This is a genomic window from Mesorhizobium sp. M4B.F.Ca.ET.203.01.1.1 (assembly GCF_004791025.1).
Classification (GTDB): Bacteria; Pseudomonadota; Alphaproteobacteria; order Rhizobiales; family Rhizobiaceae; genus Mesorhizobium; species Mesorhizobium abyssinicae.
Window position 1 is genome coordinate 58,323 of the sequence record NZ_SRUO01000021.1, and the last position, 26,164, is coordinate 84,486.

Annotated in this window: 22 protein-coding genes; 5 read left to right on the top strand and 17 right to left on the bottom strand. The window is 60.1% G+C overall.

Annotated features, from left to right (window positions below; all coding sequences use genetic code 11):
- Positions 1-9: 9 nt before the first annotated feature.
- From EN846_RS29835 to EN846_RS29865, 7 genes are all read right to left on the bottom strand, one after another.
- Positions 10-1,506, bottom strand: a complete 1,497-nt coding sequence (locus EN846_RS29835; RefSeq protein ID WP_127308986.1) for a GMC family oxidoreductase — start codon at positions 1,504-1,506, stop codon at positions 10-12.
- 9 nt (positions 1,507-1,515) lie between these two features.
- The gene (gene ugpC, locus EN846_RS29840; protein ID WP_127308985.1) at positions 1,516-2,616 is read right to left on the bottom strand and encodes a sn-glycerol-3-phosphate ABC transporter ATP-binding protein UgpC; all 1,101 of its coding nucleotides are present in this window, start codon (positions 2,614-2,616) and stop codon (positions 1,516-1,518) included.
- Between the two features lie 4 nt (positions 2,617-2,620).
- Positions 2,621-3,541, bottom strand: a complete 921-nt coding sequence (locus tag EN846_RS29845) for a carbohydrate ABC transporter permease (RefSeq protein WP_245478121.1) — start codon at positions 3,539-3,541, stop codon at positions 2,621-2,623.
- A complete protein-coding gene (locus EN846_RS29850; protein ID WP_127308984.1) occupies positions 3,531-4,427 on the bottom strand; it encodes a sugar ABC transporter permease in 897 nt (298 codons plus the stop codon). The genes EN846_RS29845 and EN846_RS29850 overlap by 11 nt, the downstream gene beginning before the upstream one ends.
- Before the next feature lie 90 nt (positions 4,428-4,517).
- Entirely contained in the window at positions 4,518-5,771 is a 1,254-nt protein-coding gene (locus EN846_RS29855) for an ABC transporter substrate-binding protein (protein WP_128346049.1), read from the bottom strand.
- Positions 5,772-5,834: 63 nt separating this feature from the next.
- A complete protein-coding gene (gene hisD, locus EN846_RS29860) occupies positions 5,835-7,145 on the bottom strand; it encodes a histidinol dehydrogenase (protein WP_127308982.1) in 1,311 nt (436 codons plus the stop codon).
- A gap of 100 nt (positions 7,146-7,245) precedes the next feature.
- Positions 7,246-9,048, bottom strand: a complete 1,803-nt coding sequence (locus EN846_RS29865) for a thiamine pyrophosphate-binding protein (protein ID WP_135913931.1) — start codon at positions 9,046-9,048, stop codon at positions 7,246-7,248.
- Between the two features lie 370 nt (positions 9,049-9,418).
- Here EN846_RS29865 and EN846_RS29870 point away from each other — a divergent pair, with 370 nt between their 5' ends.
- A complete protein-coding gene (locus tag EN846_RS29870; protein ID WP_127308980.1) occupies positions 9,419-10,303 on the top strand; it encodes a sugar phosphate isomerase/epimerase family protein in 885 nt (294 codons plus the stop codon).
- Here EN846_RS29870 and EN846_RS29875 read toward each other — a convergent pair.
- Positions 10,275-11,093, bottom strand: coding sequence for a DeoR/GlpR family DNA-binding transcription regulator (locus tag EN846_RS29875; RefSeq protein ID WP_127308979.1), 819 nt, complete (start codon positions 11,091-11,093; stop codon positions 10,275-10,277). The genes EN846_RS29870 and EN846_RS29875 overlap by 29 nt on opposite strands.
- 559 nt (positions 11,094-11,652) lie before the next feature.
- On the opposite strand from EN846_RS29875, the gene EN846_RS29880 reads away from it, so the two are divergent.
- The 3 genes from EN846_RS29880 (at position 11,653) to hisN (ending at position 14,854) form a co-directional block, all read left to right on the top strand.
- Positions 11,653-12,822: a Gfo/Idh/MocA family oxidoreductase gene (locus EN846_RS29880; protein ID WP_128346048.1), complete on the top strand. Its 1,170-nt coding sequence runs from the start codon at positions 11,653-11,655 to the stop codon at positions 12,820-12,822.
- Between the two features lie 65 nt (positions 12,823-12,887).
- Entirely contained in the window at positions 12,888-13,913 is a 1,026-nt protein-coding gene (locus EN846_RS29885; protein ID WP_127308847.1) for a glycoside hydrolase family 3 N-terminal domain-containing protein, read from the top strand.
- A 149-nt stretch (positions 13,914-14,062) separates the two neighbouring features.
- A complete protein-coding gene (gene hisN, locus EN846_RS29890; protein WP_127308846.1) occupies positions 14,063-14,854 on the top strand; it encodes a histidinol-phosphatase in 792 nt (263 codons plus the stop codon).
- A 54-nt stretch (positions 14,855-14,908) separates the two neighbouring features.
- Here the strand turns inward: hisN and EN846_RS29895 are convergent, their stop codons facing one another.
- Entirely contained in the window at positions 14,909-15,730 is an 822-nt protein-coding gene (locus EN846_RS29895; RefSeq protein WP_127308845.1) for a helix-turn-helix transcriptional regulator, read from the bottom strand.
- Between the two features lie 131 nt (positions 15,731-15,861).
- On the opposite strand from EN846_RS29895, the gene EN846_RS29900 reads away from it, so the two are divergent.
- Positions 15,862-16,857: a Gfo/Idh/MocA family oxidoreductase gene (locus EN846_RS29900; protein ID WP_127308844.1), complete on the top strand. Its 996-nt coding sequence runs from the start codon at positions 15,862-15,864 to the stop codon at positions 16,855-16,857.
- A gap of 67 nt (positions 16,858-16,924) precedes the next feature.
- Here the strand turns inward: EN846_RS29900 and EN846_RS29905 are convergent, their stop codons facing one another.
- The 8 genes from EN846_RS29905 to EN846_RS29940 form a co-directional block, all read right to left on the bottom strand.
- The gene (locus tag EN846_RS29905) at positions 16,925-17,725 is read right to left on the bottom strand and encodes an IclR family transcriptional regulator (RefSeq protein WP_245493282.1); all 801 of its coding nucleotides are present in this window, start codon (positions 17,723-17,725) and stop codon (positions 16,925-16,927) included.
- Between the two features lie 60 nt (positions 17,726-17,785).
- Positions 17,786-19,369: an ABC transporter ATP-binding protein gene (locus tag EN846_RS29910; RefSeq protein WP_245478095.1), complete on the bottom strand. Its 1,584-nt coding sequence runs from the start codon at positions 19,367-19,369 to the stop codon at positions 17,786-17,788.
- Between the two features lies 1 nt (position 19,370).
- Positions 19,371-20,201, bottom strand: coding sequence for an ABC transporter permease (locus EN846_RS29915; RefSeq protein ID WP_127308843.1), 831 nt, complete (start codon positions 20,199-20,201; stop codon positions 19,371-19,373).
- 17 nt (positions 20,202-20,218) lie between these two features.
- On the bottom strand, positions 20,219-21,187 hold the full coding sequence (locus EN846_RS29920; RefSeq protein ID WP_127308842.1) for an ABC transporter permease: 969 nt from the start codon (positions 21,185-21,187) through the stop codon (positions 20,219-20,221).
- Positions 21,188-21,253: 66 nt separating this feature from the next.
- Positions 21,254-22,834 (bottom strand): ABC transporter substrate-binding protein, encoded by a 1,581-nt coding sequence (locus EN846_RS29925; protein ID WP_245478094.1) that lies wholly within the window; start codon positions 22,832-22,834, stop codon positions 21,254-21,256.
- A 79-nt stretch (positions 22,835-22,913) separates the two neighbouring features.
- Positions 22,914-23,792, bottom strand: coding sequence for a dihydrodipicolinate synthase family protein (locus EN846_RS29930; RefSeq protein ID WP_127308841.1), 879 nt, complete (start codon positions 23,790-23,792; stop codon positions 22,914-22,916).
- 536 nt (positions 23,793-24,328) lie between these two features.
- Positions 24,329-24,919, bottom strand: a complete 591-nt coding sequence (locus tag EN846_RS29935) for a DUF1349 domain-containing protein (RefSeq protein WP_128346046.1) — start codon at positions 24,917-24,919, stop codon at positions 24,329-24,331.
- Between the two features lie 220 nt (positions 24,920-25,139).
- Complete coding sequence (locus tag EN846_RS29940; RefSeq protein ID WP_245493280.1) at positions 25,140-25,784, bottom strand: hypothetical protein; 645 nt, start codon at positions 25,782-25,784, stop codon at positions 25,140-25,142.
- Positions 25,785-26,164: the final 380 nt, after the last annotated feature.

Below are 26,164 nucleotides of genomic sequence, written 5' to 3' on the forward strand. Positions count from 1 at the left end.
GTGACACCGTCACCTCTGCTTGATGGCGGCGCCAGCCTTGATGGCGAGGGCCGCAACGGTCAGTGCGGGGTTAACGGCCGCTGATGTAGGAAGTACCGAAGCGTCGGTCACGTAGAGGTTTGAGATTTCGTGCGAACGGCAATCGGTCGACACGACCGACGTCTGCGGATCGTTCCCTAGTCTGGCAGTGCCGCACTGATGCGAAGTCGTCTTCCTGCCGAAAGTTCGGGTGAGAACGATGGGAAAGCCCGCCTTGCGCATGACGTGACGCGTCTTGCGGATGAGGGTCTCGTGCGCCCGCATGTTGCTGCGCACCCAATGCATGACGATGCGGCCGTTGCTGACCGTGACGCGGCTGTCGGGATTGGGCAGATCCTCGCTGGTTAGGAACCAGCCATAGCAATTGCGGGCTATCAGACCGGCCAGCCAGCGCGGCAGTAGTGGTGCGTTGGCCTTCAGGATATTTCCCGTAATGTGTCCGAGTAACTGGACGTTTCCGAGCGGAAATCCGGTCTCCGGATCGGCATTGTAGAAGTCGTTGAACGCAAGCGTCTTCTGGTAAACCGATGTGTTGGCGGATAGCGGATCGATCGTCAGCATGGCGGTGGTGTTGTGGTTCATGAAATTTCGGCCGAGTTGGTCGGAGCCATTGGCCAGCCCGCGCGGGTGCGCGCCATTGGCAGACCGCAACAGCAGCGCAGCGGTCTGGACGGCGCCGGCCGCAACAGCGAAGACGCCAGCGCTGATGCGTTGCTCAACGCCATCCTTCAGGAACACCGCGGCAATCACCTGCTGACCGGCCGGATCGGTCTCCAGGCGCAAGACATTCGCCCCAGTCAAGAGGCTGACATTGCCGTGCTCGAGCGCCGCCGCCAGCGGGCCGGCCTCAGCATCGACCTTGCCGGATCCAGTATTGGGAAAAGCATCCCATCCGGTCTTGGCGCGGCGAAGCCATTCATCGATGTCGATGGCCAGGGGAAGACTGGAGGGGTGTACGCCTGCCTTGTTCAGGCGAGCCCGCACAGCGGCGATGGCGGGCTCGTCCTGCACCGGGGGAAAGCGGTAGGGGCTCACACGCGGCGGCTCCGTCGGGTCCTGTGAGGCATCGCCGCGCACCTTGAAGATCGCCTCGGCCCGCTCGTACCACGGCTCGAGTTCGTCATAGGTGATCGGCCACCCTGGTGAAGCGCCATCCATGTGGGGGCGAGGCGAGAAATCTTCCTCTCTGTAGCGGTACAAGACCGCGCCAAAGAACTTGGAATTGCCGCCGACATAGTAATAATTGCCCGGCAGGAAAGCCTCGCCATCGGTGCCAATCCACTCTTCGCTCGATCGATAAAATCCCTTGAGGAATATGGCCGTATCATCGCGCGCTTCGGGGGTATCCCGCAGGTGCTCGCCACGTTCCAGGATCACGATACGCCTGCCGCTATCGGCAAGGCTATAGGCCAGGGACGCGCCTCCAATCCCCGATCCGATGATGACGATATCTGCTGTCTGGTCCAAGTCGGCGCCTCAATCTATGCGTTGTTCGGTCTCAGCATCGAACAGCACGATCTTGGCAGTATCGACAGCGAGGGTCGCGGGCGTGCGGGCTGCTACGGCTCGTGGTGGCACGCGCGCCGTGACCTCGACGCCACCTGCCTGGAACAGGGCAAGCGTGTCGGGTCCGGTCGGTTCGACAACGTCGATATTTACCGACAGCTTTTGCGCAGACTGTGCGCCGGCAAGGCTGAAAAGTTCAGGACGGATCCCGACAAGGACCCTGCGCCCGGCGTATTTGGCAGCCGCCTGCGACGAGACCGGAATTCCGGCGAGTTCAGTGGGCGCCGCGCCAGGGATGTCGATGACAGCAACCGCGCGGCCTTCTTTCACCTCGAGCTTCGCCGGAATGATGTTCATCGATGGCGAGCCAACGAACTTGGCCACATATACGTTCGCCGGCCGGTCGTAGACCGACTGCGGATCGTCGAGGTGCTGGACCACGCCGTCCTTCATCACGGCGACGCGCGTGGCGAGCGTCATGGCCTCGATCTGGTCGTGGGTGACATAGACGATGGTGGTTCCCAATCGTGCGTGGAGGCGCTTGATCTCCGTGCGCATATCGACGCGCAACTTGGCGTCCAGGTTGGAGAGAGGTTCGTCGAACAAGAACAGCTTGGGTTGACGCACGATCGCGCGCCCCATCGCCACACGCTGTCGCTGACCGCCCGAAAGTTGGGACGGCTTCCTATTCAAAAGATGCGTCATCTGGAGCAGGTCTGCCGCGGTCTTCACGGCCTTGTCCCGCTCGGCCTGTGGCACACCGCGTATCTTCATGCCGAACTCGATGTTCTGGCGCACGGTCATCGTGGGGTACAGCGCGTAGGACTGGAACACCATCGCAATATCCCGATCTTTCGGCGAGAGGTCGTTGACCACCTTGCCGGCGATGCGGATTTCTCCGCCCGATATCTCTTCCAGCCCCGCGATCATGTTGAGCAGCGTGGACTTGCCGCAGCCCGAAGGGCCGAGCAGTACGAGGAAGTCACCGGTTCCGATGGAGATGCTGACCTCCTTCAGAACTTCGAGTTCACCATAGAGTTTGCGAGCACGATCGATTTCGAGAGTTGACATGGCATCAGCCTTTCACGGCGCCGGCAGTAAGGCCGCGCACGAAATATCTTCCAGCGACGACGTAGACAAAAAGGGTCGGAAGCGCGGCGATCATGGCGGCAGCCATGTCGACGTTGTATTCCTTGCGGCCCATCGAGACGTTGACGATGTTGTTGAGCGCTACGGTGATGGGGGCATTTTCGCCAGCGGTGAATGACGCCCCGAACAGGTAGTCGTTCCAGATCTGGGTGAACTGCCAGATGCAGGACACGACGATGATCGGCAGGGCCGCCGGCAGCATGATCGATACGAAGATCCTGATGAAACCGGCACCGTCGATCTTCGCCGCTCTTACAAGTTCATCGGGAATGCTGACGAAATAGTTGCGGAAGAACAGCGTGGTGAACGCGATGCCGTAGACCGTGTGGACCAGCACGAGCCCCGGAAGAGACCCGGCGAGACCAAGAATGCCCAACGTTTGCGCCATGGGAAGAATCACTGCCTGGAAAGGCAGGAAGCAGCCGAACAACAGCAGCCCGAAGATCACGTTGGAGCCGGGAAACCGCCATTTAGTGATGACATAGCCGTTGATCGCACCGATGCCGGTCGACATGATTACGGCTGGGATCGTCAACAGCAGCGAATTGATGAAGTAGGGTTTCAGCCCTTTGCAGGCGGTTCCGTTGCAAGCCTCTGACCAAGCGGTGCGCCAGGCATCGAAGCTGATTTGCTGTGGCAGACCGATAAAGGAGCCGGCATAGATCTCATCGAGATGTTTCACCGAAGTGGTGATCATCACCCAGAGCGGCATCAGGTAAAACGCAGCCATGAAAAACAGGCTGCCGTAGATCACGGCACGGCCGATACGATGCTGTCGACGGAAGGACCTGGCATTGGTGGCCAAGGGCGTGGAACTGGTGGCCAAGGACGCGGCATTAGTGGCCATCGCGGGACTCCTTCAGCTCTGAATAGAGATACGGAACGATGATCGCAGCGACGGTCATCAGCATCATCATCGCACTGGCTGCGCCAACGCCCATCTGGTCACGCCGGAAGGTGGCGGAGTACATGAAGGTGGAAGGCATTTCGGTCGCGGAACCGGGTCCGGTGTTGGTCAGCGCCAGAATGAGATCGAAGCTCTTGATTGCGATATAGCTGAGCAAGACGATCACGCTCAGGAAGGCGGGGCGCAGCATCGGCACGACGATTGTCCGATAGATTCGCGGCAGGCTTGCGCCCTCGATCTGGGCGGCCTTGATGACCGAATTGTCGATGCCGCGCAGGCCGGCCAGGAAGATCGCCATGGCGAAGCCGGTCGATTGCCAGACGGCGGCTATCACCACGCAATAGATCGCGAAAGTCGGCTGTGCGATCCAGTCGAAAACGAAGCTGGTCCAGCCGAGCTCATTGATCACTTTCTGCACACCCAGAGCGGGGTTTAGAATCCACTTCCAGGCGGTGCCGGTGACGATGAAGGACAGCGCCATCGGGTAGAGAAAGATCGCCCGCAATGTGCCTTCGACGCGGATCTTCTGGTCGAGAAGGATTGCCATCAACAGTCCGAGCCCGGTGGTCAGGGCCAAAAACAGTGTTGAAAAGACGAACAGATTGAACACGGCCGTGTGCCAGCGCGGCGTCGACCACAGGCGGACATACTGATTGAGGCCGACAAAATCGTATTTCGGCACGATCATGGAAGACGAGAGCGAGATCCAACCCGTCCAGCAGATGAACAGGTAGACCGCAACCAGCACAACCAAGAGGCTGGGCGCCAGCACAAGCCGTGGCAACCAATGCTCAATACGGTTCGATAAAGGGGTGGGTCTGCTCATCGGCTTGCCCTCAGGTTGGGTCAATGGAGCTGCGAGAAAGGCGCTGCCGGGACCTCATGGGAGGCATTGCCCCGGCAGCGAACGCACGCCTCAGCGTGCGTTGTTGATCCCGTCGACCAGGGATTTGACCGCGTCTTCCGCGCTCATATCCGTGACGAAGAACTTGCCGACGACGTCTTGGAACACGCCAGAGAAACGCGGCTCGACAGCAAAGCCGTCGGTGAGCGATCCGTAGATGGCGTTGTCCTTGATGGCAGCGACGCGGTCCGAAAAGCTGCGCTTGGCGCAGTCGTCAAAATCGTCCATCGGCACATCGAGACGAGCCGGGATCGAGCCCTTGATCAGATTGAACTTCTTCTGAACCTCGGGGTCCATGATGGCTTCCGCGACCGCGTCCTGCCCCTTTGCGATATCGCCATTGTCGATCTTGAAGCCGCCGAAGGTATCGAACACGAACTTGTAATTCGGCGTGGCGGTCGGCGTCGGGAAGCAGAGGAAATCGACGCCGGGCTTCATGCCCTTGGCGAGGAATTCACCCTTCGCCCAATCGCCCATGATCTGCATGCCTGCCTGGCCGTTGGCGACCAAGTTGGTCGCAGCCGCCCAGTCACGGCCGGTGAAACCGGCATCATGCAATCCACGCACCTTGCCCAGAAGTTCAAACGTCTTGATCATCTCGGGGCTGGACAGCGCCGTCTCATCAAGATCGATAGCTGCTTTCTTGTAAAAATCGGGGCCGTTCACGTCGATCAGCATGGATTCGAACAGCTCTTCGATCTGCCAGCTCTCGTCGCTCATCGCTATCGGCGTAACACCAATCGCTTTCAGCTTTTCGGCACTGGCAATCAGTTCGTCCCAGCTTGTGGGAATGGCGATCCCAGCCTTGTCGAAGACGGCCTTATTTGCCCAAACCCAGTTCTGACGATGCATGTTGATCGGAGTCGAGAAAAAGCTGTCATCCTGCTCCAGGAATTGCAGCATGACCGGAGGAAGGGCGGCTTTCCAGCTGTTCTTGGCATAAAGGTCATTCAACGAACGCAGCACGCCTTCCTTGGCCCAGCCCAGTCCTTCGAAGCCGAGGAACTGCATCACCGCAGGCGGATTGCCGGCGGCGACACGAGTGCGCAACGCCTGCTGGGCATTGGCGCCATTGGCGCCACCAACCGCGCTGTCCTGCCACTCGAAGCCCATGGTCTTGAGCTTGTCGGTGATGACTTTCAGGGCCCCGACCTCGCTCGCCGACGTCCAGACATGCAGGCCTTCAATTTTGGTTTGTGCCATTGCCTGGCCCGCAAAGGGCAGTCCCAGGGCAGCGGCGAGCAGCATTCTCTTAAGGTTCGTCATCGTTCTTCCCCTTTTGGAGGTTGAAGCCCGGTCGCATTTTCGCTGTTATCGGGCCGGTTGCAGTCAGCTTGGATCGGCCGGCATGGCGTAGCCGACGTTCTTTCTTCCGTAGCGGCGGACCCGGATGTTGGCTTGTTCGGCATGCCCGGCGAACCCTTCCATCAGGCAGAGACGCGAGCCGTACTCTCCGATCAGGGCCGAGGCCTCGTCGGTCAGGATGCGCTGATAGGTGCAGGTCTTGAGGAATTTGCCGACCCAGAGCCCGCCAGTGTAGCGCGCGGCCTTGTTGGTCGGCAGCGTATGGTTGGTGCCGATGACCTTGTCGCCAAACGACACATTCGTGCGGGCACCGAGAAACAGCGCGCCATAGTTTTTCATCTTCTCAAGGAAGTAGTCCGGATCACGCGTCATGACCTGGACATGCTCGGAGGCGATGCGATCGGCCTCGGCCACCATCTCGTCGATCGTATCGCACAGGATGATCTCGCCGAAATCCTCCCAGGCTTTGGCCGCGACAGCCGCGGTCGGCAGGATTTTGAGCAGACGCTCGATTTCATCCAGCGTGTCGCGGGTAAGTTTTTCCGAGTTGGTGATCAGCAAAGCAGGAGAGCTGACGCCATGCTCCGCCTGGCCAAGCAGATCCGTGGCCACGATCTCACCGTCGACACTGTCGTCGGCAATCACCAGCGTCTCGGTCGGACCGGCGAAAAGGTCGATGCCGACCTTGCCGAACAGCAGCCGTTTCGCTTCTGCCACATAGGCATTTCCAGGGCCGGCCAGGATATCGACGGGAGCGATCGTCTCGGTGCCGTAGGCCATGGCGGCGATCGCCTGGACGCCGCCGAGGCAGTAGATTTCGTCGGCGCCGGCGAGCGCCTGGGCGGCGACAATCTTCTCGGCGATCTTGCCCTGAAACGGCGGGGCGCAGGTGATGACGCGCTCGCAACCAGCCACTCGGGCGGTCAAGACAGTCATGTGGGCGGACGCAAGCAGCGGATATTTGCCGCCCGGGACATAGCATCCGACATTCTGGATCGGCACGTTCTTGTGGCCTAGAACGACTCCCGGCAGCGTTTCGATCTCCAGATCGAGAAGGGTCGCGCGCTGGGCTTCGGCGAACCTGCGCACCTGGTCCTGCGCGAAATCGAGATCATCGCGTTCGCGCTTGGTCAACGCGTTGATGCACCCGTCGATCTCGGCCTTGGTCAGGCGATAGTCATCCCTGTCGAACTTGTCGAAGCGGACGGACAATTCGCGCACCGCCTTGTCGCCGCCCTTCTCGACCTGGGCCAGCAAGGCCTGAACTGTCGCGGTAACTGCCGGCTGACCATCGTCTGCGACACTGCCTCGGGCGGACTTGACGGTGCGTATCATTGCAATAGCTCTTCGTTCGCGAGCGCGTGGGCGCCGCATCCTCAACGAGATGGGTGGCGAAGTTTGAGGGCGGGGCCGGCCCGCCCTCACGTCGGTCCTGCTACAGGTGCTGCTCGCGGGCGCGCATCTCGGCGTATCCGGCCTGTTCTTTTTCGTAGTAGGCCGGCGACGGAAAATCCCACCAGCCGGTCGCGAACGGTCCCGCCGCGTCGCGCGAGACAATGACCTCGACAAGAGCCGGGCCTCCGCATTCCAGAGTTGCCTTCAGGCTGCTTTCGAGATCTTCATCCTTCTCGACTTTCCAGGCCTCGAGCCCGAATGCGCGGGCGGAGGCCGTGATATCGGCAGAGTAAGGCTGGCCATTCCCGGAGTGATGGGTAAATTCGGAAGCGATGTGACGGCCCATGAACTTGCGCTGGCCACCGCGGATCGACATGTAACCTGAGTTGTTCAACACGAGGAACACCACATTGATGCCGTTCATCACGGCAGTGCCCATTTCGGGCAGCGACATCATGAAGTCGCCGTCGCCAACGATCGCCACGACCTGGCGATCCGGGCATGCGAGCTTGGCGCCCAAAGCCGCCGGCACCGCCCAGCCCATCGGCGAATAGGAGCCGGAGGTCAGGTGGGTGCGAGGCTCGTAGACCGGGAAGCTTTGCTTCACCGAACCCTGGGTGTTGCCCGAACCGACAACCACAATACCATTGCGGTCGAGGACCTTGCGCAAAGCGACCAGTGGCCGCTGCGATGTGAAGGGCGTTTCGCGGCTGTTTTCGCGCGGCGACACCTGGGCGATCCAGTCGGCCTTCGCCTTCTGGACGTCCGCCAGGAACTTCTCGCGTTTTGCGAGGGCCTTCTTGGCATCTGCCTCCGAGATCAACGCCAGGATTGCCTCCAACGCCACCTTTGCGTCGGACACGATGCCAACCTCGGTCGGATAGGTTTTGCCGATCTCACGCGGGTCAAGATCAATGTGGATCAGCTTGCCCGGGGGGATCGAGAACGAAACGCCCTTGGCGTAGGAAGATGCCGACCAATCTGTAAAGCGGCAGCCTACCGAGATCACGACGTCAGCGGACGCGGTGATCTTGTTGCCGCATGTCGTGCCGGTCTGGCCGACTGCGCCGATGAAGAGCTCATGATCTTCCGAGATGGCGCCCTTACCGTTCCAGGTGATCGAAACCGCCGCGCCGAGCCGCTCTGCCAGACGGGTCAATTCGTTCGAAGCGTTAGCCGTGATGGCGCCGCCACCGGCGACGATGACCGGCCGTTCGGCGTTCAACAGAAGCTTTACGGCCGCCTCGATCGCGCTCGGATCCGGGTAGGCCACACCGATCGGCAGGCGCTTATCCAGCGGATGAATGCTCACCTCGGCCGCCTCGACCTGCACGTCCATCGGTACCTCGACGTGCACGGGGCCCGGACGGCCGGTGAGCATCTCGTTGAAGGCGCGATGCATGATGGTCGGCAGAACCTGAACGGATTGAGCCTGCCAGGCGCGCTTGGTCACCTGCTCGGTGATGCGCGCAAAGGCGTTGTCCTGCTGGCGCTCGATCTCCTGCATGGTGCCGTGGCCATGCATGTAGGTCTGTGGGGAGCCCGAGACATAGAACAAGGAAGTCGAGTCGCAGTAGGCTGTCGCAAGCCCAATGATCGTGTTGGTAGCGCCGGGTCCGACCGACGTCGAACATGCCATGGGCTTGCCGCTGGCGCGGAAATAGCCGTCCGCCATGTGAACGGCGCTCTGTTCATGCATGACCTGGATGAAAGGCAGCTGCGAGCCTTCCTCTAGAAAAGCATCGAACAGGGCCCAGATGCCATGTCCAGGTACGCCAGCCACATATTCGACGCCATATTCCTTGAGCGCTCTTGCGACGATCTGCCCACCGGTCAGTTTCATTGTTCGACCCTCTTATCTTTGGCTGACGAGGCGGTTGCGAGATATGCTCCTCGTTCATGCTCTTAGTAAGCAGCCATGGAAGGCCCTGCGACAAGTTCGCAGGGTAGGTTTATTCGAAGCAATGTGACGCGCTATCAGAGAAGAGTTGCGACAGTAGGGGTTGACCGCTTCCAGCCGCCGATGGGCGAAATATGCCGAGACTGGCTCCAGCCAGGCGCAACACGCGTCCAGATTCCAGGAGATTTTCGACGCGATATAACGCGATAAGTGCTGCATATCGCGCAAGAATTCGCACTACCGCGCAATTCCGCCTCAACAACGCGTATGGCTTGCTTGCTGGTAATGTCAACCACTTATGACGGTGGAACCCATGTCGAAGCGCAACCAGATTGTCCTGCATGCACTCGTCGCGCGATACGGCACGCTTGCACTTGATCTCGATATCGCACACCAGATCGGCTTCGATGGGCTGGAAGCATCCGGCGCCAAGATTCGCGCTTTCCTGGACGCTGGTTTCAGCCCGCAGGAGCTGCGGCGCGTTGTCGGCGATACTTTCATTCCAGGAATTGGATTTCTTCTCGACGTGGAACGCTACGGCGACGCCCGAAAGGACCTGCTGAAAGACGCGGAAGCTTTGACGGACCTTGCCTCGGCGGTTGGATCAAAGGGCATTCAGGTCATTACAGGTCCAATCAGTCTTGAGGCTCTCGATCCCACCAGCGTTACCCGGCTACCCGATCTCTACCGCGGCGTTGTTGGCCTGCCGATAGAGGAGCAGATCGACATCACGGCGTCTGGATTGGCCGCGGTCGCCGACATTGCCGCCCAGCGCAATGTGGTCATCTACCATGAAGCGTTGTCCTGGACGCCGCTCAACACCCTTGACAGGCAGCTTCGGACCATCAGGAAAGCAGCGCGCGACAACATACGTCTCGTCGTCGACTTCTGGCACTGTTACACCTCGGGCGATGGCCCCGAACAAATCTCGCGATTGGACAAGGATCTGATTTACGGCGTGCACATCTGCGACTCTCTGCCGTTTGCGGGCGGAGTCCCCAACGAGCCGGTGCTGCGCGACGTGGAAACAGGCAAGGGCGCGCTAGACCTTCGAGAGTGGGTAGCTGCCGTGAAGTCTACCGGCTACGATGGCTGGTGGAGCTGCGAGCTGTTCTGCAACAAGCAGCATCAGATGAACAGCTACGACGTCGCTCGCGATCTCAAAACCCTCATGCAGGATCTTGTTGAAGGTCCTTAGGTCGTCGATCGTCGAGGTTTCGATTTGGACCCCCCAATGCGCGGTGGATCACCGTGCCCTGCTTGCTAAACAATTGGAGGCTCTCGGCAGTTAGCTGGCGCCCGACCACCAAATGGTCGATCTCTCCAGGTCCCGAAACTTGAAAGGGCGCGACCCTCGACATCCTGTCTGCGGTCGCAAAAGCTACCCGAGCGATGCTCCGCCTGCACATCGCGCGTTTGATTTCAGCCTCGGCAAGGTCGAATGCGGTCAAGCCGACGGAAGCATCTATGGCACAATCGGCGGCAAAGAAGAAATCGGCATGGAACTGCTCCAACTGCGAGAGGCAGACAGGTCCAAAAGAGCATCCTTTGTCCTGGTCGTACAGGCCGCCCAACAGAACCACGCGCACTTGACGATGCCCTGATAATGCCGTCGCGACTGACGGAGCATTCGTCACAACCGTCAAGGCCATGTCACGGGGCAAAGCGGCAGCGCATGCGACGCTTAGGGCTGCTTGATCCATCAGGATCACCGCGCCGGGCTGCACGAGCTTGGTTGCGGTAGCAGCCGGCGCCGCGAGATCGGAGACGGAGATTTTCAACCGCCCGCCTCCCGTGCCGGTCGCTGATGATCTGGCGAGCGCTCCGCCGTAGACCCTGCGGCAAAACCCGGCTTTGGCAAGATCGCGAAGATCGCGGCGTACGGTGTCTTCCGACACACGGAATTCGAGCGCCAGCGCGTTGGCCAGGACCTTGCCTTGCTCCGCTAATCGATCGCGTATGATCGCCTGGCGCTCTTCCGAAAGCATCACCCAAACCTCCCAGACAGATCATGGGCAGCTTCTTTTTCCGTCTTCATGGCTAGCGGATATAACTCCCAACCGTCCCAGGCCACAATGTCATGATGAACCGTCGCTGCAGGTCGAGCCAAGGGCACTGTTCGTCGATCATGTGGTCGATAAGCCTCACTACCAGCCGCTCACCGATGCAATTTCGCACAGTCACCATTCCTGACGCATTTGGACGTTCATTTCCGATGTCGGGAAACGGGGAACGGGGGTCGTGGAGGCCCCCCCGTGATATCCTATCCATCAGACCAACCCCGGGCTGTCGTGATTGATTGCGGGCGCCGATACCATCGCGGCTGAGCGGCGCTCAAGTGGGAGCCTGGACTTGATGCACGACAGACAGCGACCTAGGCACATCGCGTCACTCTGCGTCACAGATTGGAACCGTGCGAACTTGTCGCTCGATCTCGCGAGTGGAAGGATACCGTCGACCGTTCCTCATCGCAGCCGCTGTCGAATAGGACGAGTGCGACACTTCCGACCAAGTCCAAAGATGGACCGAAATGCGCGATGGGGACCTATGAGCCTTCTGACGAACGACATCCCCCGCAAACGTCGCTTTCGCGCCGGCATGGTGGGAGGGGGGCGTGGTTCATTCTTTGCAAGCCGTCATCGAACTGCCATGCGGCTCACCAATCGTTTCGAATTGGTAGCTGGCGCCTTCTCGTCCGACCGGCAGACCTGTCTTGAAGCCGGCGAGGCGCTTGGGGTGGCCGCGGGCCGCAATTACCTCAGCTTCCATGACATGGCGGCCTTGGAAGCGGCACGCGACGATGCGATTGAAGTCGCGATCATCGTCACGCCCAACCATCTGCATTTCGAACCATGCAAAGCGTTTCTCGAAGCTGGCATTCCTGTCATCTGCGAAAAGCCGCTGGTCCACTCGTCGCAGCAGGCGCGCGAGCTTCAGCGGATAGCGGCGGCAAATGACACGTTCTTTGCCGTGACATACACCTACACCGGCTATCCCATGGTCCGAGACGCGCGCGCTCGCATCCGCGCGGGCGAGATCGGGCAGGTTCGCTTCATGCATGTGGAGTATCTGCTCGAATGGCTGGTCAACGACCCGTCGAAGCTGGGCAAGGGCGGGATATGGCGCGGCGACCCAGCAAAGGCGGGACCGACGGGCGCGCTAGGGGATATCGGCACGCACGCTTTCAATATCCTCGAGTTTGTGTCCGGTCTCCGGTGCACCGCACTCAGCGCCAACCTGATGCGAACCGTCGACTCCTTCGGGTTAGACGACACTGACTTGATCCAGCTGGAATTCGAGGGCAACGCCAACGGCCTTTTGTGGTCCTCCTTTGCCGCTCCTGGCCATCGCAATGGCCTGCGCTTCAAGATCGTCGGCTCCAAGGCCACCATGGAATGGCGGCAGGAAGCACCGGAAACGCTCAGTGTCTTCCGGCTTGGCCAAGGCGACCTCACCTATCGTCGCGGAAACAGCGACCTCTCGGCCGACGCGAAACAGGCGACCAGCCTGCCGGCCGGCTCTCCCGAAGGCTACCTCGAAGCGCTCGCCGTCTTGTACAGCGACTATGCGACGGCGCTCGAGGCAGGACGTAACTGGCGAGAAGCGCTGCAGGTGCCGGTTTCCGATGTTTACGAAGGGCTGCGGGGTGTTCTGCTGTCCGAGGTCAGCGTCACGTCGTCAGCGTCGAAATCCTGGGTTGCGTTCCCAGCTTCCTGAAGCAGACAACCACCAAATGATTGGACTCTGCCCTCTCAGAGCCAAAACACATCAGGACTGAAAAAATGGATGACCTCTCTCGCGACGCTTACGCAGTACTCCTGCCCGCCTTTGACAAGGTTGAGTTCACACAAGCGTCGACGTCTTTCTTCACTGCCGGCGGCGTCGCTTCCCTTCTCGGTTCGACGCGCGAAGAATATGTGGCGCGGCGCATGTCGCCGGCCAGGCAGCAATCGGAAACGCCGCAGCTTCTCCTGGACTACCACGACCGTGCGCGGGCGCTTGCTGGCGACGTGCTGGTCGCAATCGATTACGAACTGGGAGGTGTCCACCGCCTCCACAACCTCGGACCCCAGCTTCCTCATCCGCGCGAAGTTCTGGAGATGAAGGAGACCGAGATCGAGCACTTCGGGGCAGAGGCCGCTCGCGCCGCCAGGTCCTGCGGCATCAACTTCTTCCTGGCGCCCGTCGTCGATCTGGTGACCGGAAGCAACCCGTGGCTGCGTGACCGCACCTTTTCCGCGGATAGCGACCTGGTCAGTCGCGCCGCGTCGGCATTCATTAGAGGCGTTCAGAACCAGGGAGTTGCGGCAACAGCAAAGCACTTTCCCGGGCATCCCCATGTGCCGGCCGACCCGCACGACAGCGCGACTGTGACGGTCACTGCTTCGCTGGAGCAGCTGAAACCCAATCTAAAGTGCTTCGACGCGGCCATTGCAGCAGGTGTGTGCGCCATCATGACCGGGCCCATACCGGTCGATGCAATCGATTCGTCCGAGCCTTCGTCGACTTCGGCAAAGGTAGTCGCGATGCTTCGCGGCGCCCACAGGTTCCGTGGCCTGATCGTCTCGGACGATCTCGATCTGCCCGGAACGTTGCGCGGCCGCACGGTTCCGGAAACCGCGGTGGCGTCGCTCAAAGCCGGCGTCGACCTTCTCCTGTTGGCGGGCGGGCCTCAGGTCGATGATGTGGCAAACAGTATCATCGCCAGTGTCCGCGCCGGCAAACTCGAACGAGACGTCGTTGCCCGTTCGGCGAGCGCGGTGCGCCGTCTGGCCGCGGATTCTGATCGGTCCTTGCAGGCTGCCTGAGCAACCACCGGTGCAAATGCGCATGCTTTTGCCGGATGCGATCGCTCGGTGCTGTTCTAGACAGATTAAAGTCGCGCGCCCAGAAATTCGGTCTCGATCCGGCGTTCGACCCAAGCGGCGGCCGCATCGACCAAATGGAGATGGAACCCATGTCAAAGCTCCCGGACTCATCCTTCCTGCACCATCTGGCCGATTTGGCGGATGCCGAGACCCTGCCCCGCTATCTGGTTGACCTCGCCGTAGAGACCAAGGTGAAGGCCGGATACAGGTTCGATCCGGTTACGGAGGCAGATCGCGAGGCTGAAATCGCGTTGCGCGCCGCCATAGTGAAAGAGTTTCCGGACCACGCCGTACTCGGCGAGGAATTCGGCGAGACGGGCGGCGGCAGCGACTGGCGATGGGTCCTAGATCCCGTTGACGGAACGCGACCTTTCATCTGCGGCATTCCGGTCTGGGGGACGCTCATAGGTCTAACCAATCGCGGCCACGCCGAGATGGGGATGCTCAGCCAGCCCTATATCGGCGAACGGTTTTGGGCCGACGCAACGGGCGCATGGCGCCAGCGCGCCGGCGAGCGAAAGGCGCTCAAGACGCGCAACATCGACAACCTTTCCGACGCCATTCTTCACACCAACTCGCCCGAGCATTTTCATGGTGATCTCAAGGCTGGTTTCGAGCGGCTGAACAGCGCGGTAAAGATGACCCGGTATGGCGGCGAATGCTACGCCTTCGCAATGCTGGCCGCGGGCCGGATCGATCTGTCGCTCGAGCCCTCCCTGCAGCCCTACGACATTGTCGCGCTGATACCGATCATCGAGAAAGCGGGCGGCGTCGTCACACGTATCGACGGTGGCCGCGCCGAAGAGGGAGGGCCGGTCTTGGCCTCAGCCACGCCTGCGCTGCATCGCTTGGCGCTGAATGAGCTTGTCGGCACGGCGTAGGCCGGCTTCACGAATAGTGTCAGACGACCGCCTCGTACCGTCAAGGCTTCGAGACTACATCTGGATCATATCGGACCCATCCCCGAGGTACTGTAGCACCTCCCTGGGAATGCTCGGATCACCTCTGTCGATCACTGTAAGCTCCTTGAGGTGACGGCGCTGGAGCAGGCCCGGCCCCTTGTAGTGCAAAGCGACCTTCGTTGAGTAGGGTTGACGAAAGGCATTGGCCGCGATGCCGCTGGCAATGCCGAACATGAACCGCTTGGCGTTTCGCTTGACCTGGGCATAGACGCCGAAGGTGAGCTCGTTGCTCTGAATCCCTTCGAAATCGGCTGTGAACAGCCTGTCCGCCACAGGGAAACTAAAGCCATAGTACTTAAAGACATATTCGGTTTTCCCCGGCTTATCGAAGCTCGGAAACCGCTCAATATAGTAATGCTGCAGAAATTTATCTGGTCTATACAGGCAGAACGCCGATTTTAGAATGAAACCCTTATAGATCGAGGAAAACTGGTAGCGATCATAAACGCCCAGGATCTCGGAATCCTGCACGGTGCTATCAAAAACAATGTTGGAAAGAAAATTCACAAACTCAGGCAGATGCCGGGCAGTGGACATCGCATGAAAAAAATTACCGTCGATCAACGTCCGAAATTCCTCCGGGTTGGAGAAAAGGATCGGAACGCTCAGTCCGAAGAAATTCGCGATCGTGCGCAGATTGGCGCTCGATGGCACATGGGCGCCGGACAAATATTTGTTAAATTGTTGCCGGTTGACGTTTAATTTGCGACAAACGGCTGCCACAGACCCGTGACGGTCGCAAAGGGTTCTCAAATTCGCCGCAAGCGCAGCATTCTCCCCTGCGAGGTGGTTCAATCTGGCGGCCTTCCCCAGTGACGCGAATAGACGCTCTGTGTACGCCACTTTAATTCAGAACTCAATCAGATGCGAAGTTGGCTCCGCGACGCGAATTCGCCCATACTTGGACCGAATAAGGAGCTCCCGGCATGGCAACTCACGGCAAGACGGGGTGGTCGGTTATGGGTACCGGCACCATCGCCACGGAGCAGATGGTCGCCGGGATCAGGGCGCAAGGGCATACTCCCTTGTGGGTGGTCAGTCGACGCAAACTGGATGCCGCGCATTTCGCCCAGGACTTGGATATCCCACAGTGGACAACCAACTTGTCAAGTGCCCTTGGCGACCCTGACGTCGAGTTCATCTATGTCAGTGCCCGAATACAGCGGCGGGCGCATTACATCACAGCCGCGGCGCAGGCTGGCAAGAACGTCCTTTGCGACGGTCCCATCTCCGAAAGCAGCAAGATGGCAGCCGCCCTGGTGCGCGTGTGCGATACAGCCGGCATCGTTCTTGCCGTGCATCACCCGTTCCGGGCTTCGGCGATCCACCAGACGATGCGCAGGTTGATCGTCGACGGCGAAATCGGCAAGGTGCAGTCGATCCTTATCACGCGCGAGGGACCATACAAGCCAACAGCCAAGCGCAGGAAAGACGATCTCGACGGCGACAGCGACATCTATCTCGACATGTCCGTCGACGACATCGACCTGGCTAGATTCCTCACGGGCGCAGAGCCTCAGGAAGTTTCCGCCCTCGGTGCGAATGAAGGCGGTGCTCCCAACCAGATTTCTTATGCATTCAAGCTCGACGATGGCAGCTTATTTCAATCGTTCGAGAGTTTCGCGATCATCGACATGGAAAGCATGGTCGTGGTCGCCGGCGATCGCGGCACTCTGATCGCTCATGGCACGCTGAACGGTAAGGCTTCGGGCACGCTCATGCGACGGCATGGAGCCAAGAATGAGCTCGTTCCTGTTCGTGACGGCGACTCCCACGTCGCGACTGTCGAGGATTTCGTCAGCGCAGGGGACCGAAAGATGTCCTGGCTGGCGCGAGGGTCGGATAACATCGCCGCCCTGCGGGCCGCCGAGGCGGTGGCCGCGGCATCTACAAAGCGCCGAACGATCGCACTTCGGCCGTAACCTGCAGAACCCGGCTGTCGAAATGACAGCCAAGCAGGTAGCTCCGCCGATCACTCGCTCCCGAAGCTCAGGCGGGCATCTTCCCTTCATACCCCATAGCGCGTGATATCTGGTCGGCGATCTCGGCAACGCGCCTGCCTGTCGAGGGAATATCCTCGTCGGTGACGCGCGCGATCGGCCCGCTGATGCTGATCGCACCGAGCGGGCGTCCGGCTTCATCGTAAACAGGGGCCCCGATACAGCGGCCACCTATCGCCGACTCTTCGTTGTCGACCGCATAGCCCCGCTCCCGTATAAGCGGGAATTCGCCACGCAGCTGGTCCAGGGTGATAAGGGTATTTTGGGTGTAGCGGGGTAACCCCGACGCCTTGATGAGCCTGTTGACTTCATGCGCATCCAGCCAGGCGAGTATGGACTTTCCCAAGGAGCTGGCGTGCCACGGATTCGTCACGCCGACTGACGCCCCCTGACGCAAGGTTTGCATGGCCTCGATACAGTCCACGACAACGAGCTCATCGCGCAGCCAGAGAGCGAAGCTGACCGTTTCGTTAAACTGCTCGTGCAGGGTTTCGAGATAGGGACGGGCTACGGTTCGTACATCCCTTCTATGGAGGGATTTCTGCCCCAGAATATAGAGCCCGATGCCCAGGACATAGCGGTTGCCGTTTACCTTAGCGATAAGGCCATGACCGACAAGACTGGAGACATAGCGCGACGTGGTTGGCTGGCCTAGCCCGACCTCGCGGGCAATCATCGACAGCGACATCGGCTGGTCCGCCCGTTCGAGAACGCGCAGAACGGCAACCGCCCGATCGACGGCGTCGAAACGGGCACTCTTCTGCTCAGCGGTGGCAAGGTCGGTGGGCAAGATCGCTCCGGCGAATCTCCATGACAATCGCCCTCTTGGTGCTCCAAGAAGAGGTTGCCGTCAATTAAGGCGCGGCGCGGCTTCCAACAACATCCTCGTGTAACGATGCTGCGGCGAATGGAGGACTTCGCTCGTTCGCCCGGCCTCAACGATGTTTCCGTCCTTCATGATTATGATGGACTGTGCAATTTCCGAGACCAGCGGCAGGTTGTGCGTTATGAACAACATCGCAAGGCCATCCTTTTTCAGATCGAGCAGAAGCTCGACGACCGCAGCCTGCACAGACACGTCGAGAGCCGAGGTAATCTCATCACAAACCAGGAGCTTCGGTTTCAACGCCAGCGCCCGGGCCACCGCGACGCGCTGACGCTCGCCTCCGGACAGATCCGCGGGATAGAGGTCGATTACTCTTTGCGGCAGTCGAACGCGGTCGAGCAGCGACCGGACCTCCGCGCCGATCCTCGTCTTGTCTGTCATCCCGGTCAGGCTAACGGCGCGGGCAATGCTTTGAGCAATCGATTCCTTGGGGTTGAGTGAGCGGTCAGGGTTCTGAAACACGATCTGCATGGCACCCAGATCAGCTTTGGAGCGGCTCGACACGGCGAAGGGCATCGAATGGCCTTCGAACAACAAGGTGCCGGTGGCATTGCCATGCAAACCCGTCACGCACCGGCCTGTCGTGGTCTTGCCGCTGCCGCTGCCGCCGACCAGCCCTACGCATTCGCCTCTGCCGACCGAGAATGAGATACCGTGGACGACCTCAACGTTGCCATGCGAGGCGCGCAGGTTCTTCACCTCGAGGACGTTCTGGAATTCAAGGGCGCTGTCGGTCGTATCATCTGCCGCAGGACCTGGGCTCTCGGCCACCAGTCGCGGTATGGCGTCGAGCAGCATGCGTGTATAATCGTCGCGCGGCTCAGCAAACACCTGCTTGCGGCCGCCCTGCTCGACAATCCTGCCAGAAAGCATGACCGCCACCCGGTCGGCGACGACGTTCACAACCGCAAGGTCATGGGTTACGTAGACCACGCTGGCGTTGCTGGACTTGACCAGCCTGGCGATGAGTTCAAGGATCGTCTGCTGGGTCGAGACGTCCAGGCCCGTCGTTGGCTCGTCCATCACGATCACCTGCGGAGACGTCATAAAGGCCATCGCAATGGCGATGCGTTGAAGTTGTCCGCCGCTCAACTCGAAGGGATAGCGTTTCAAAAACCGTTCATCATTGGGGAGGTCTACGTTGCGCAGAGCCTCGGCCAGCAACTGCTTCAGGCCAGGCCCCGAGTGACCATGCGCGGCAAGAAGCTCGGCCATTTGCTTGCCGATGGACATTCGCGGGCTGAAGCTGGTGGTCGGATTCTGTGGAACCAGTGAGACCTTGCCGCCCTGAAAGGCGCGCCTCTCGCGCCCCGAAAGCGAGAGGATGTCGGTACCGCCAATCGTTATCTTGCCCGACGAAATGCGCATTCCCGGTCGCGCAAAGCCAAGCAAGCTCAGCGCGACAGAGGTCTTGCCCGATCCCGACTCGCCGATGATGGCCAGGACTTCGCCGCGTTTGACGGCAATGGATACGTCGCTGACGATTTCGCGGCCGCTGAGATCGTGCATGAAAAGCGATTGCACGACGAGCGGAATTGCTTCGGCCATTTCAAATCTCTTTCGAGCGACCAACCGAGCGCGCAAAGCTGTCGGTCAGAACGTTGACGGCAACGGAGAAGACGGCAATCGCAAGCGCCGGTGCGATGGCGATCCATGGCGAGATGGTGATGCCGATTCGGTTTTCGCTGATCATCAGGCCCCAGTCGGCCGCCGGCGGCGGCAGGCCCAGACCCAGATAGCTGAGGGAGGCGTAAAGAATGATCGATCCGCAAAGCCGCACACCGAAGTCGGCTGTGACCGGCGTCAGCACGTTGGGAAGGATGTCGAGGAAACAGATCGCCGTCCAGCTCTCTCCGCGGGCGAAAGCCGCCTCCACGTACTCGTTCTTGGAAATATCCATCGTGATCAAACGCACGATGCGGAAGATGCGGGGAGAATGCAGGATGACGATGCCGACTATGACTGTTGGGAGGCTGGGGCCGGTCGAGGCGAGAAGCACCAGGAGGAAGATGGCCGGCGGCAAGGCGTAGATGACATCGGATATTGCGATCAGCACGACATCGAGAGGCCCTCGCCGCAGCCCGGAATAGATGCCGAGGGGCACGGCCACGATATAGGCCGCGACCGTCGCGCTCAGCGCGACAACCAGAACCGTCCTGCCGCCATAGAGGAAACGGCTGAAAGTGTCGCGACCGAGGAAATCGGTTCCGAGCCAATGCTCTTGAGTTATGGGCGCGAACGGAGCGCCGACAATTTCATCAAAAGCGTAGGGGCTGAAATAGGGTCCAAGCGTTGCAAGGGCGACGATAATCAGGACCAGGACCAGGGCGATGCGGGCGGCGGGCTTCGCCAGCGTAAGGCGCAGGACAGAGGTGGACATGGACCGATCTCCCCGGCTCAGTTCTTGCCGCTCGCTACGCGCAGCCTTGGGTTCAGGAGAAGGATAAGCGCTTCCGACACCAAGTTGATCAGCACGTAGGTGGCGGTGATAATCAGCGTGATGGCGAGCACTGTCGGCATGTCACGGTTGATCACCGCATCTGAAAGCGCGCTGCCGATTCCAGGCAGTTGGAAGACGGATTCTGTGACCACGACCCCACCTGCCAGCCAGGCCGCGTTCAACGCGATCGTCTGAATGGTCGGCGTGATGGTGTTGGGAAGGACGTGCCATATCAACACCCGCGCTGGACTAATCCCGCGTAGCCGCACCATGTAGATGTACTCGGCGCTCAGCACTTCGAGGGCCACTGCCCGAACCATGCGCACCACCTGCGCCAGTGTCGTGCCAAGCAGCGTCAGCACCGGCAAGATGAAGAGGCTGGATTGGGACGAAAGAGGCAGGCTGTCGTTGATCAGCGAGACCGGCGGCAACCAGCGCAAATAGACCGCGAAAAGCACGATCAACACTGTGCCAATGACGAACTCAGGCAAGGCAACCGTGACGATGGTCGGAACGGATATCAGGTGATCCGCCAACCTGTCTTTGTAGATCGCCGCGACAATGCCGAGGACGAACGATAGCGGTATCAGCAGGAGCAGCGAGGTGACCGTCAGCACCATGGTGTTGACGGCTCTAGGCCCGATCGCTTCCCAGACCGGCCGGCCCGATGGGATTGATCGTCCAAAGTCGCCAGTGAGGGCGCCTTCGATCCAGCTGAAATATTGCACGACCGCAGGCCGATCCATGCCGAACTCGCGCCTGAGCGCCTCGACAGCGGAGGGGTCGGCCTTGGCGCCGAGTGCCGCGCGGGCGGGATCTCCCGGCAGATATTGAGTCGCGGTGAAGACAACGACCGAGACAGCAAATAGCGTGACGAAAGCCAGGACTATTCTTGTCAGCAGAAGCTGAAGCAATGGCTTGTTCAAGGGCTATCACTCTTCATATGAGAGGAAGCCGCCGTGGCCCGATCGGCGCCACGGCGGCCTTGCTGCTTACGCGAGATAGACACCTTCGAATTGATAGTAGCCGAGGTTTCTCTGGGTCGAAGGAACGATGTTCTTGACCTTGGCGCTGGAGGCGTCGAGGAGATCGCGGAAGCCCCAGATGATGTAGGCCCCTTCGTTCCAGAGCACCTTCTGCGCCTCAACGTAATATTCGCGGCGTTTGGGGGCGTCGAATGTGGTTCTTGCCTTGCTGACCCACTTGTCGAACGCGTCGCTGGTCCAATCCGGTTCGTTCCAGTAAGCGCCGCGCGCATAGCCCTGGCCGAATTGGGATTCGAGGGTGTGCTGGCCCCAGTCCGAACTTCCCATCTGGGTCTTCTTGAAGTTCGGGCCGGAATAGTAGCTATCGGGCGGGACAACCATGAGCTCGATGTTCACGCCAATTTTCTTCGCCTGATTGGCGATGAGGGTGGCAGACGCCTGCATGCCTGGAGCGGCATCTGAAGTGTAAAGCGTGATTGACTGGCTGTTGTCGTAGCCCGCCTGCTTGAGCAGCGATTTTGCCTGATCCGGATCATATGTGCGTTGCGGGATTTCGGACGCATAGTCCGGATCCGTGATGCAGTGCAGATCGTTGCCGATCCTGCCATAGCCGGACAGCGCGTTGTCGAGCAGTTGCTGGCGATCGATCATCAGCCTGAAGGCCTGCCGGACCTTCACGTCGGTAAATGGCTTCAGGTTTGTCATCATGAACTGATCGGTGGTGGCGCCGCTCTTGGAGCGCAGGAGCACAAGCGCGGGATTGGCTTCGATGAGCCGCGCCAGGCTCCCGTCAAGCTGGGCCACAGCGTCGACCTGGCCGGCCACCAGCGCATTCATGCGGGCGGTCGGGTCGTTTATCGCGATGAACTCGACCCCATCCAGATAGGGTTGCCCTGCCGTGCGATAATTGTCGCTGCGTGCAAGTGTCACTCGCTGGCCGCGGGACCATGACACGAACTTGAAGGGTCCGGTGCCGATCGGCTTGTCGAAGTCGGTCGTCCCGTCCTTGATGAGGAACATCACTTTGCTGCCCAGCACTTGCGGCAGCAGGGCATACGGCTGCTTCAGCTCGATTTCGACGGTGCTGGCATCCAATGCGCGCACGCCTTTTGACTCCAGGAGCGGAGCCAGGTTGGGGTAGGCATCGGCTTTGTTGTCGGAATTGAGGATGTACTGGATGGTGTAGGCTACGTCCTTGGCGGTGAAGGGCGCGCCGTCGTGCCACACCACACCTTTCTTGAGCTTGATCTTCCAGATGTTGCCTTCACTGTTGTGGGTGAAGTCATCGGCCAGCTTGTTGTAGAGATTGCCGTCCTTGTCGAAGTCGGTGAGCCGATCGAAGATCGACTGGGCGACCGCGAAATCCATATCGCCGGTCGAGATGAAAGGGTTGAGCGACGACTTCGCGCCGGCTGCTCCAAGGCCGACCCGGAGCGTCCCTCCCCGTTTCGGTTCATCGGCAAGGGCCGGGCGAAGCCCAACCCCCGCAAGCACCATGCCCGTGCCCATCATCAAGCCTGTTTTCAATAGATCGCGGCGCCCGATAAGCGTCGGATCAGCGTTGGGGCGATTGATGTCCTTGTTCATGTCCACATTCCCTCTGTTTTGATTGTTTTGTTTGCTGGTTTAATCGACCACCGGACGGGCAGCCCCAGCCGATCCCGGCTCAGGCAAGCAGTCCGGCATGCTTGAGCGCCTTGATGATGTTGTCCTGATCCTCCTTGGCCAGGTTGCCATTCGGCAGGCGCGGTTCACCCACCTTGCGGCCCAGGGCATTGATCGCGAACTTGATGCGGGCGGGGAAATTCACGCCCTTGGTCATTTCGCGGGCGAGCGGTGCGATCTTGTCCGTGAGCCTGCGGCCGAGCGCGTAGTCGCCCGCTGCATGCGCGGCATGGATCTCCACATATTGCTTCGGGATGACGCTGTTGATGCCGGAAATCGAGGCCTTTGCCCCGAACAGGAAGCTCGCAATATTCACGCTGTCGGCACCAGCGGCGATGACAACCCGGTCTCCGACGGTCTGGACCAGCTCCGTCACGGGCTCCAGCGCCACTTCCTTCACACAGATGACCTCGGGCAGCTTGGCAATGCGCTGCATGACGGCCGGCGGGTTGAAGAAATGATTGTAGTAGATGATGGGAAGCGAGGTCGCCGCCCCGACATCCTGGATGAACTTGTCCAGCCCATCCCCGGACGGGGTATTGTAGATGGGCGGTCCAAGCATGAGAGCGCAGGCGCCGTTCTGCTTGGCGATTTGACCACGCTTTATCGCGTCGCGAGTGGTGGTCGTGATTATCCCGGCGATGACGCGCAGCTTGCTACAGGTTGTTGCGGTCTCCACCAGGATGCCGAGTTCTTCGGCGGAGAGTTCGTCCCCTGAACCGGTGCTGCCGCCGACCACGGCGAGCCTGATGCCCGCGCTCTCCATGAACTTCAGTTCGCCCTTGAACAGGTCAAGGTCCAGATCACCATCGGGTTTGAAGGTCGAAACGAGCGGGGGGATGATCCCCTTGATCTCGTCCTTTTGAAGCACAGTCGTCATTGCCAATCCTTATTTCATTCAGTGAAAGTCACTATTACTGAATGAACATCCCGTGAAGCGCCTCGCTTGTCAAGAGCGTTTTGCGCAGCGGGCTCGAACGACATTTTCGCAGCCAGGTTGTTGAAGGCCTCGGATGGTCGGCTATCGAGGCGGATCGCCGGTCTTTTGTTCATTGCAAGGCGTGAACGCGGACGATTGCCGGCTTCCGTTGGCCTGGATCCGCTTTGCGGGGCTCTGCACCAGAATGACCAAACTGGAAGCAGGCGAGGGAAAACGAGACGACGTCACGGTCCGGGCCACCGCCCGCGATGTCGCCGACGCGATGCCGTTCGCGCCAGGATATGAACGAAGCCCCGCGCCCGCACTTGCTCCTACAGGAAGTCGCGGCGGCCGGCTGTGCGGGTCCGCTGGTGTTATCAACCAGCCGACAAGCAACCGCCGCCGCGATGATGACGCGCACTATTCGAGAACCGATCGAAGTAGGAACCGGGCCGTTGCAGATGACGGCCGGGCATCGTCAATGAGTGCCGGCTCGACTATTGTCCGTTGCGCAGATCATCGATCTTGCCGACGGAAAGTTTGATGTCCGAGAAGACAGCGGTCGTCCCCTCGCCCGTGGGCGATTGAACCCCCATGCCGATATGGACGGGTCGCCTTGCAATGCCAGGCAGGGTGAACCAGCGCAGGAAGTTCCAATATTTGCCGTCGGCCGAAAAATGGAGGGCGATTGCTTCCCCATCGCTGTAGATGCGCAACCACACATGGTCGCCGGGATAGGCTGGACCGTCAGAATCGTCGGACGTCGTGCGCGTAACCACGCTGACGATGGTCGGCTTGCGCGCGGCAGAGAACTCGAAGGCGATCTTCGCCCAGTTGTCGCCGTCGCACTCGATGAAGAGGGCGCCACCGTCAAAGGGGGAGGCGAATTCGACGGATACCTTTGCAGACAATGCAAAATGCTTGTCTTCGACCTCGCCCACCAGTCGCGTGACATTTGCCATCCGGCTTTTGCCCCCTGGTGCGAAGAACCAATCGGTCTTTCCGTTGGCACGCAACCGCACCAGATCGCCCTTGACTGTCGCGTCGCCATTGTCCGTGCCCTCAACGAGTAAGCTGTCGAGTTTCATCAGTGCTTCCTTTCACTTACAGTTGCGTGCCAAGCGGTGCGCCGCTCTGATCATATCCACGCTTAAGCCCGAGAGCCTGCCACCAGCCTGGGCACTATCCAACGCAGTGGCGGTCGGCCCCTATGCAGGATCCAGCCTGGAATGGCCGACGGAGACATGGCTGATCCAGGGTCGCGACGGAATTGGAAGGCTGGTGAGTAAGCACGGCCTTTGTCAGCTGTCAGGGATGAAGTTCTATGGCCAGCCAGACCGAGTCGGTATCCGCGTAGTAGCGATGCCAGGGGTAGGTCCACTGGTTCTTGCCGGTAACCCGGCAAAATGGGTCGTGCGAATATCCGACAGGCATAACCACGTCTTCGTAAATCGTGGCTTCGTCGCGCAGTCGAAACTTCTGCATGCGTCCGCTGCCGTGGATCTGGGTATGCGTTTCCAGGAAAGGGTGCTCGTTGTGGATGAAGCAGTCCGTATCGCCCGGCGACCACCACAGGTTCAGCTTGAGGGTAAACGTCTGCGGCGATCCTGGGGCGGCACGTTCATTGGTGAAGACCAGCGGGTCGGTCGACACCGTACCGATCTCATCCTGCGACGAAATGAACAGCGGCGTATCGCGCGGAAAGCTCTTGATGCGATTGCCGAGCCAGTCCCAACCGCGAAACATGCAGCCGCCAAGATTGGTAGCTTTTCGCAATTTGAGGATAGCCGCTCGGTCCGCGGACTTGATTTGTCCGCCCTTCAGCCATGTCGACTTCCAGGCGGGCACGATTGCCGGATGCTCGTCCCCGGTGATCATGGCGCTGGGGCTGATGTTCACAACGACCGCGTCTTCAACGGCATAGTCGCGGACATCCTCCACGAGTTTGGCCAAGATGAAGTCATCGGCAAACGAAAGATCTCTCGTTTGGTTGGGCACGGTTTTGGTCCATCCTGAGGGTGACTTTCGCCATACCAGACCACAATGCGGCAGTTGGAAGAAGTGCGCGTTGTGACGATTCTTGTCGTGACCTGACGCCCATTATGCGTCGCCCTGCGAAGGCCTTCATACCCGCGATACTGGCACTGGCGCCATCTGCTTTCCAACCATCGCCCCGGACGGCCAAACCTGCCGGGCGTCCATGCCTGAGCCAAGGAGCGACGCCTCTCCCGGCGCGTCATGTTGCGTCTAAGTTCGCCATCCTGCGAACTTGTCAGCGATGCCCGATGTTTGCCTACTAGCGGCCGATGCCTCGGCATTGTCGAGGTTCGCCG

What these genes read in the sequence shown, in the direction of transcription:
- ugpC (WP_127308985.1), bottom strand. Translation starts at nt 2,616, where the DNA reads ATGTCAACTCTCGAAATCGATCGTGCTCGCAAACTCTATGGTGAACTC.
- EN846_RS29845 (WP_245478121.1), bottom strand. Translation starts at nt 3,541, where the DNA reads ATGGCCACTAATGCCGCGTCCTTGGCCACCAGTTCCACGCCCTTGGCC.
- EN846_RS29850 (WP_127308984.1), bottom strand. Translation starts at nt 4,427, where the DNA reads ATGAGCAGACCCACCCCTTTATCGAACCGTATTGAGCATTGGTTGCCA.
- EN846_RS29855 (WP_128346049.1), bottom strand. Translation starts at nt 5,771, where the DNA reads ATGACGAACCTTAAGAGAATGCTGCTCGCCGCTGCCCTGGGACTGCCC.
- hisD (WP_127308982.1), bottom strand. Translation starts at nt 7,145, where the DNA reads ATGATACGCACCGTCAAGTCCGCCCGAGGCAGTGTCGCAGACGATGGT.
- EN846_RS29865 (WP_135913931.1), bottom strand. Translation starts at nt 9,048, where the DNA reads ATGAAACTGACCGGTGGGCAGATCGTCGCAAGAGCGCTCAAGGAATAT.
- EN846_RS29870 (WP_127308980.1), top strand. Translation starts at nt 9,419, where the DNA reads ATGTCGAAGCGCAACCAGATTGTCCTGCATGCACTCGTCGCGCGATAC.
- EN846_RS29875 (WP_127308979.1), bottom strand. Translation starts at nt 11,093, where the DNA reads ATGCTTTCGGAAGAGCGCCAGGCGATCATACGCGATCGATTAGCGGAG.
- EN846_RS29880 (WP_128346048.1), top strand. Translation starts at nt 11,653, where the DNA reads ATGAGCCTTCTGACGAACGACATCCCCCGCAAACGTCGCTTTCGCGCC.
- EN846_RS29885 (WP_127308847.1), top strand. Translation starts at nt 12,888, where the DNA reads ATGGATGACCTCTCTCGCGACGCTTACGCAGTACTCCTGCCCGCCTTT.
- hisN (WP_127308846.1), top strand. Translation starts at nt 14,063, where the DNA reads ATGTCAAAGCTCCCGGACTCATCCTTCCTGCACCATCTGGCCGATTTG.
- EN846_RS29900 (WP_127308844.1), top strand. Translation starts at nt 15,862, where the DNA reads ATGGCAACTCACGGCAAGACGGGGTGGTCGGTTATGGGTACCGGCACC.
- EN846_RS29910 (WP_245478095.1), bottom strand. Translation starts at nt 19,369, where the DNA reads ATGGCCGAAGCAATTCCGCTCGTCGTGCAATCGCTTTTCATGCACGAT.
- EN846_RS29915 (WP_127308843.1), bottom strand. Translation starts at nt 20,201, where the DNA reads ATGTCCACCTCTGTCCTGCGCCTTACGCTGGCGAAGCCCGCCGCCCGC.
- EN846_RS29925 (WP_245478094.1), bottom strand. Translation starts at nt 22,834, where the DNA reads ATGAACAAGGACATCAATCGCCCCAACGCTGATCCGACGCTTATCGGG.
- EN846_RS29930 (WP_127308841.1), bottom strand. Translation starts at nt 23,792, where the DNA reads ATGACGACTGTGCTTCAAAAGGACGAGATCAAGGGGATCATCCCCCCG.
- EN846_RS29935 (WP_128346046.1), bottom strand. Translation starts at nt 24,919, where the DNA reads ATGAAACTCGACAGCTTACTCGTTGAGGGCACGGACAATGGCGACGCG.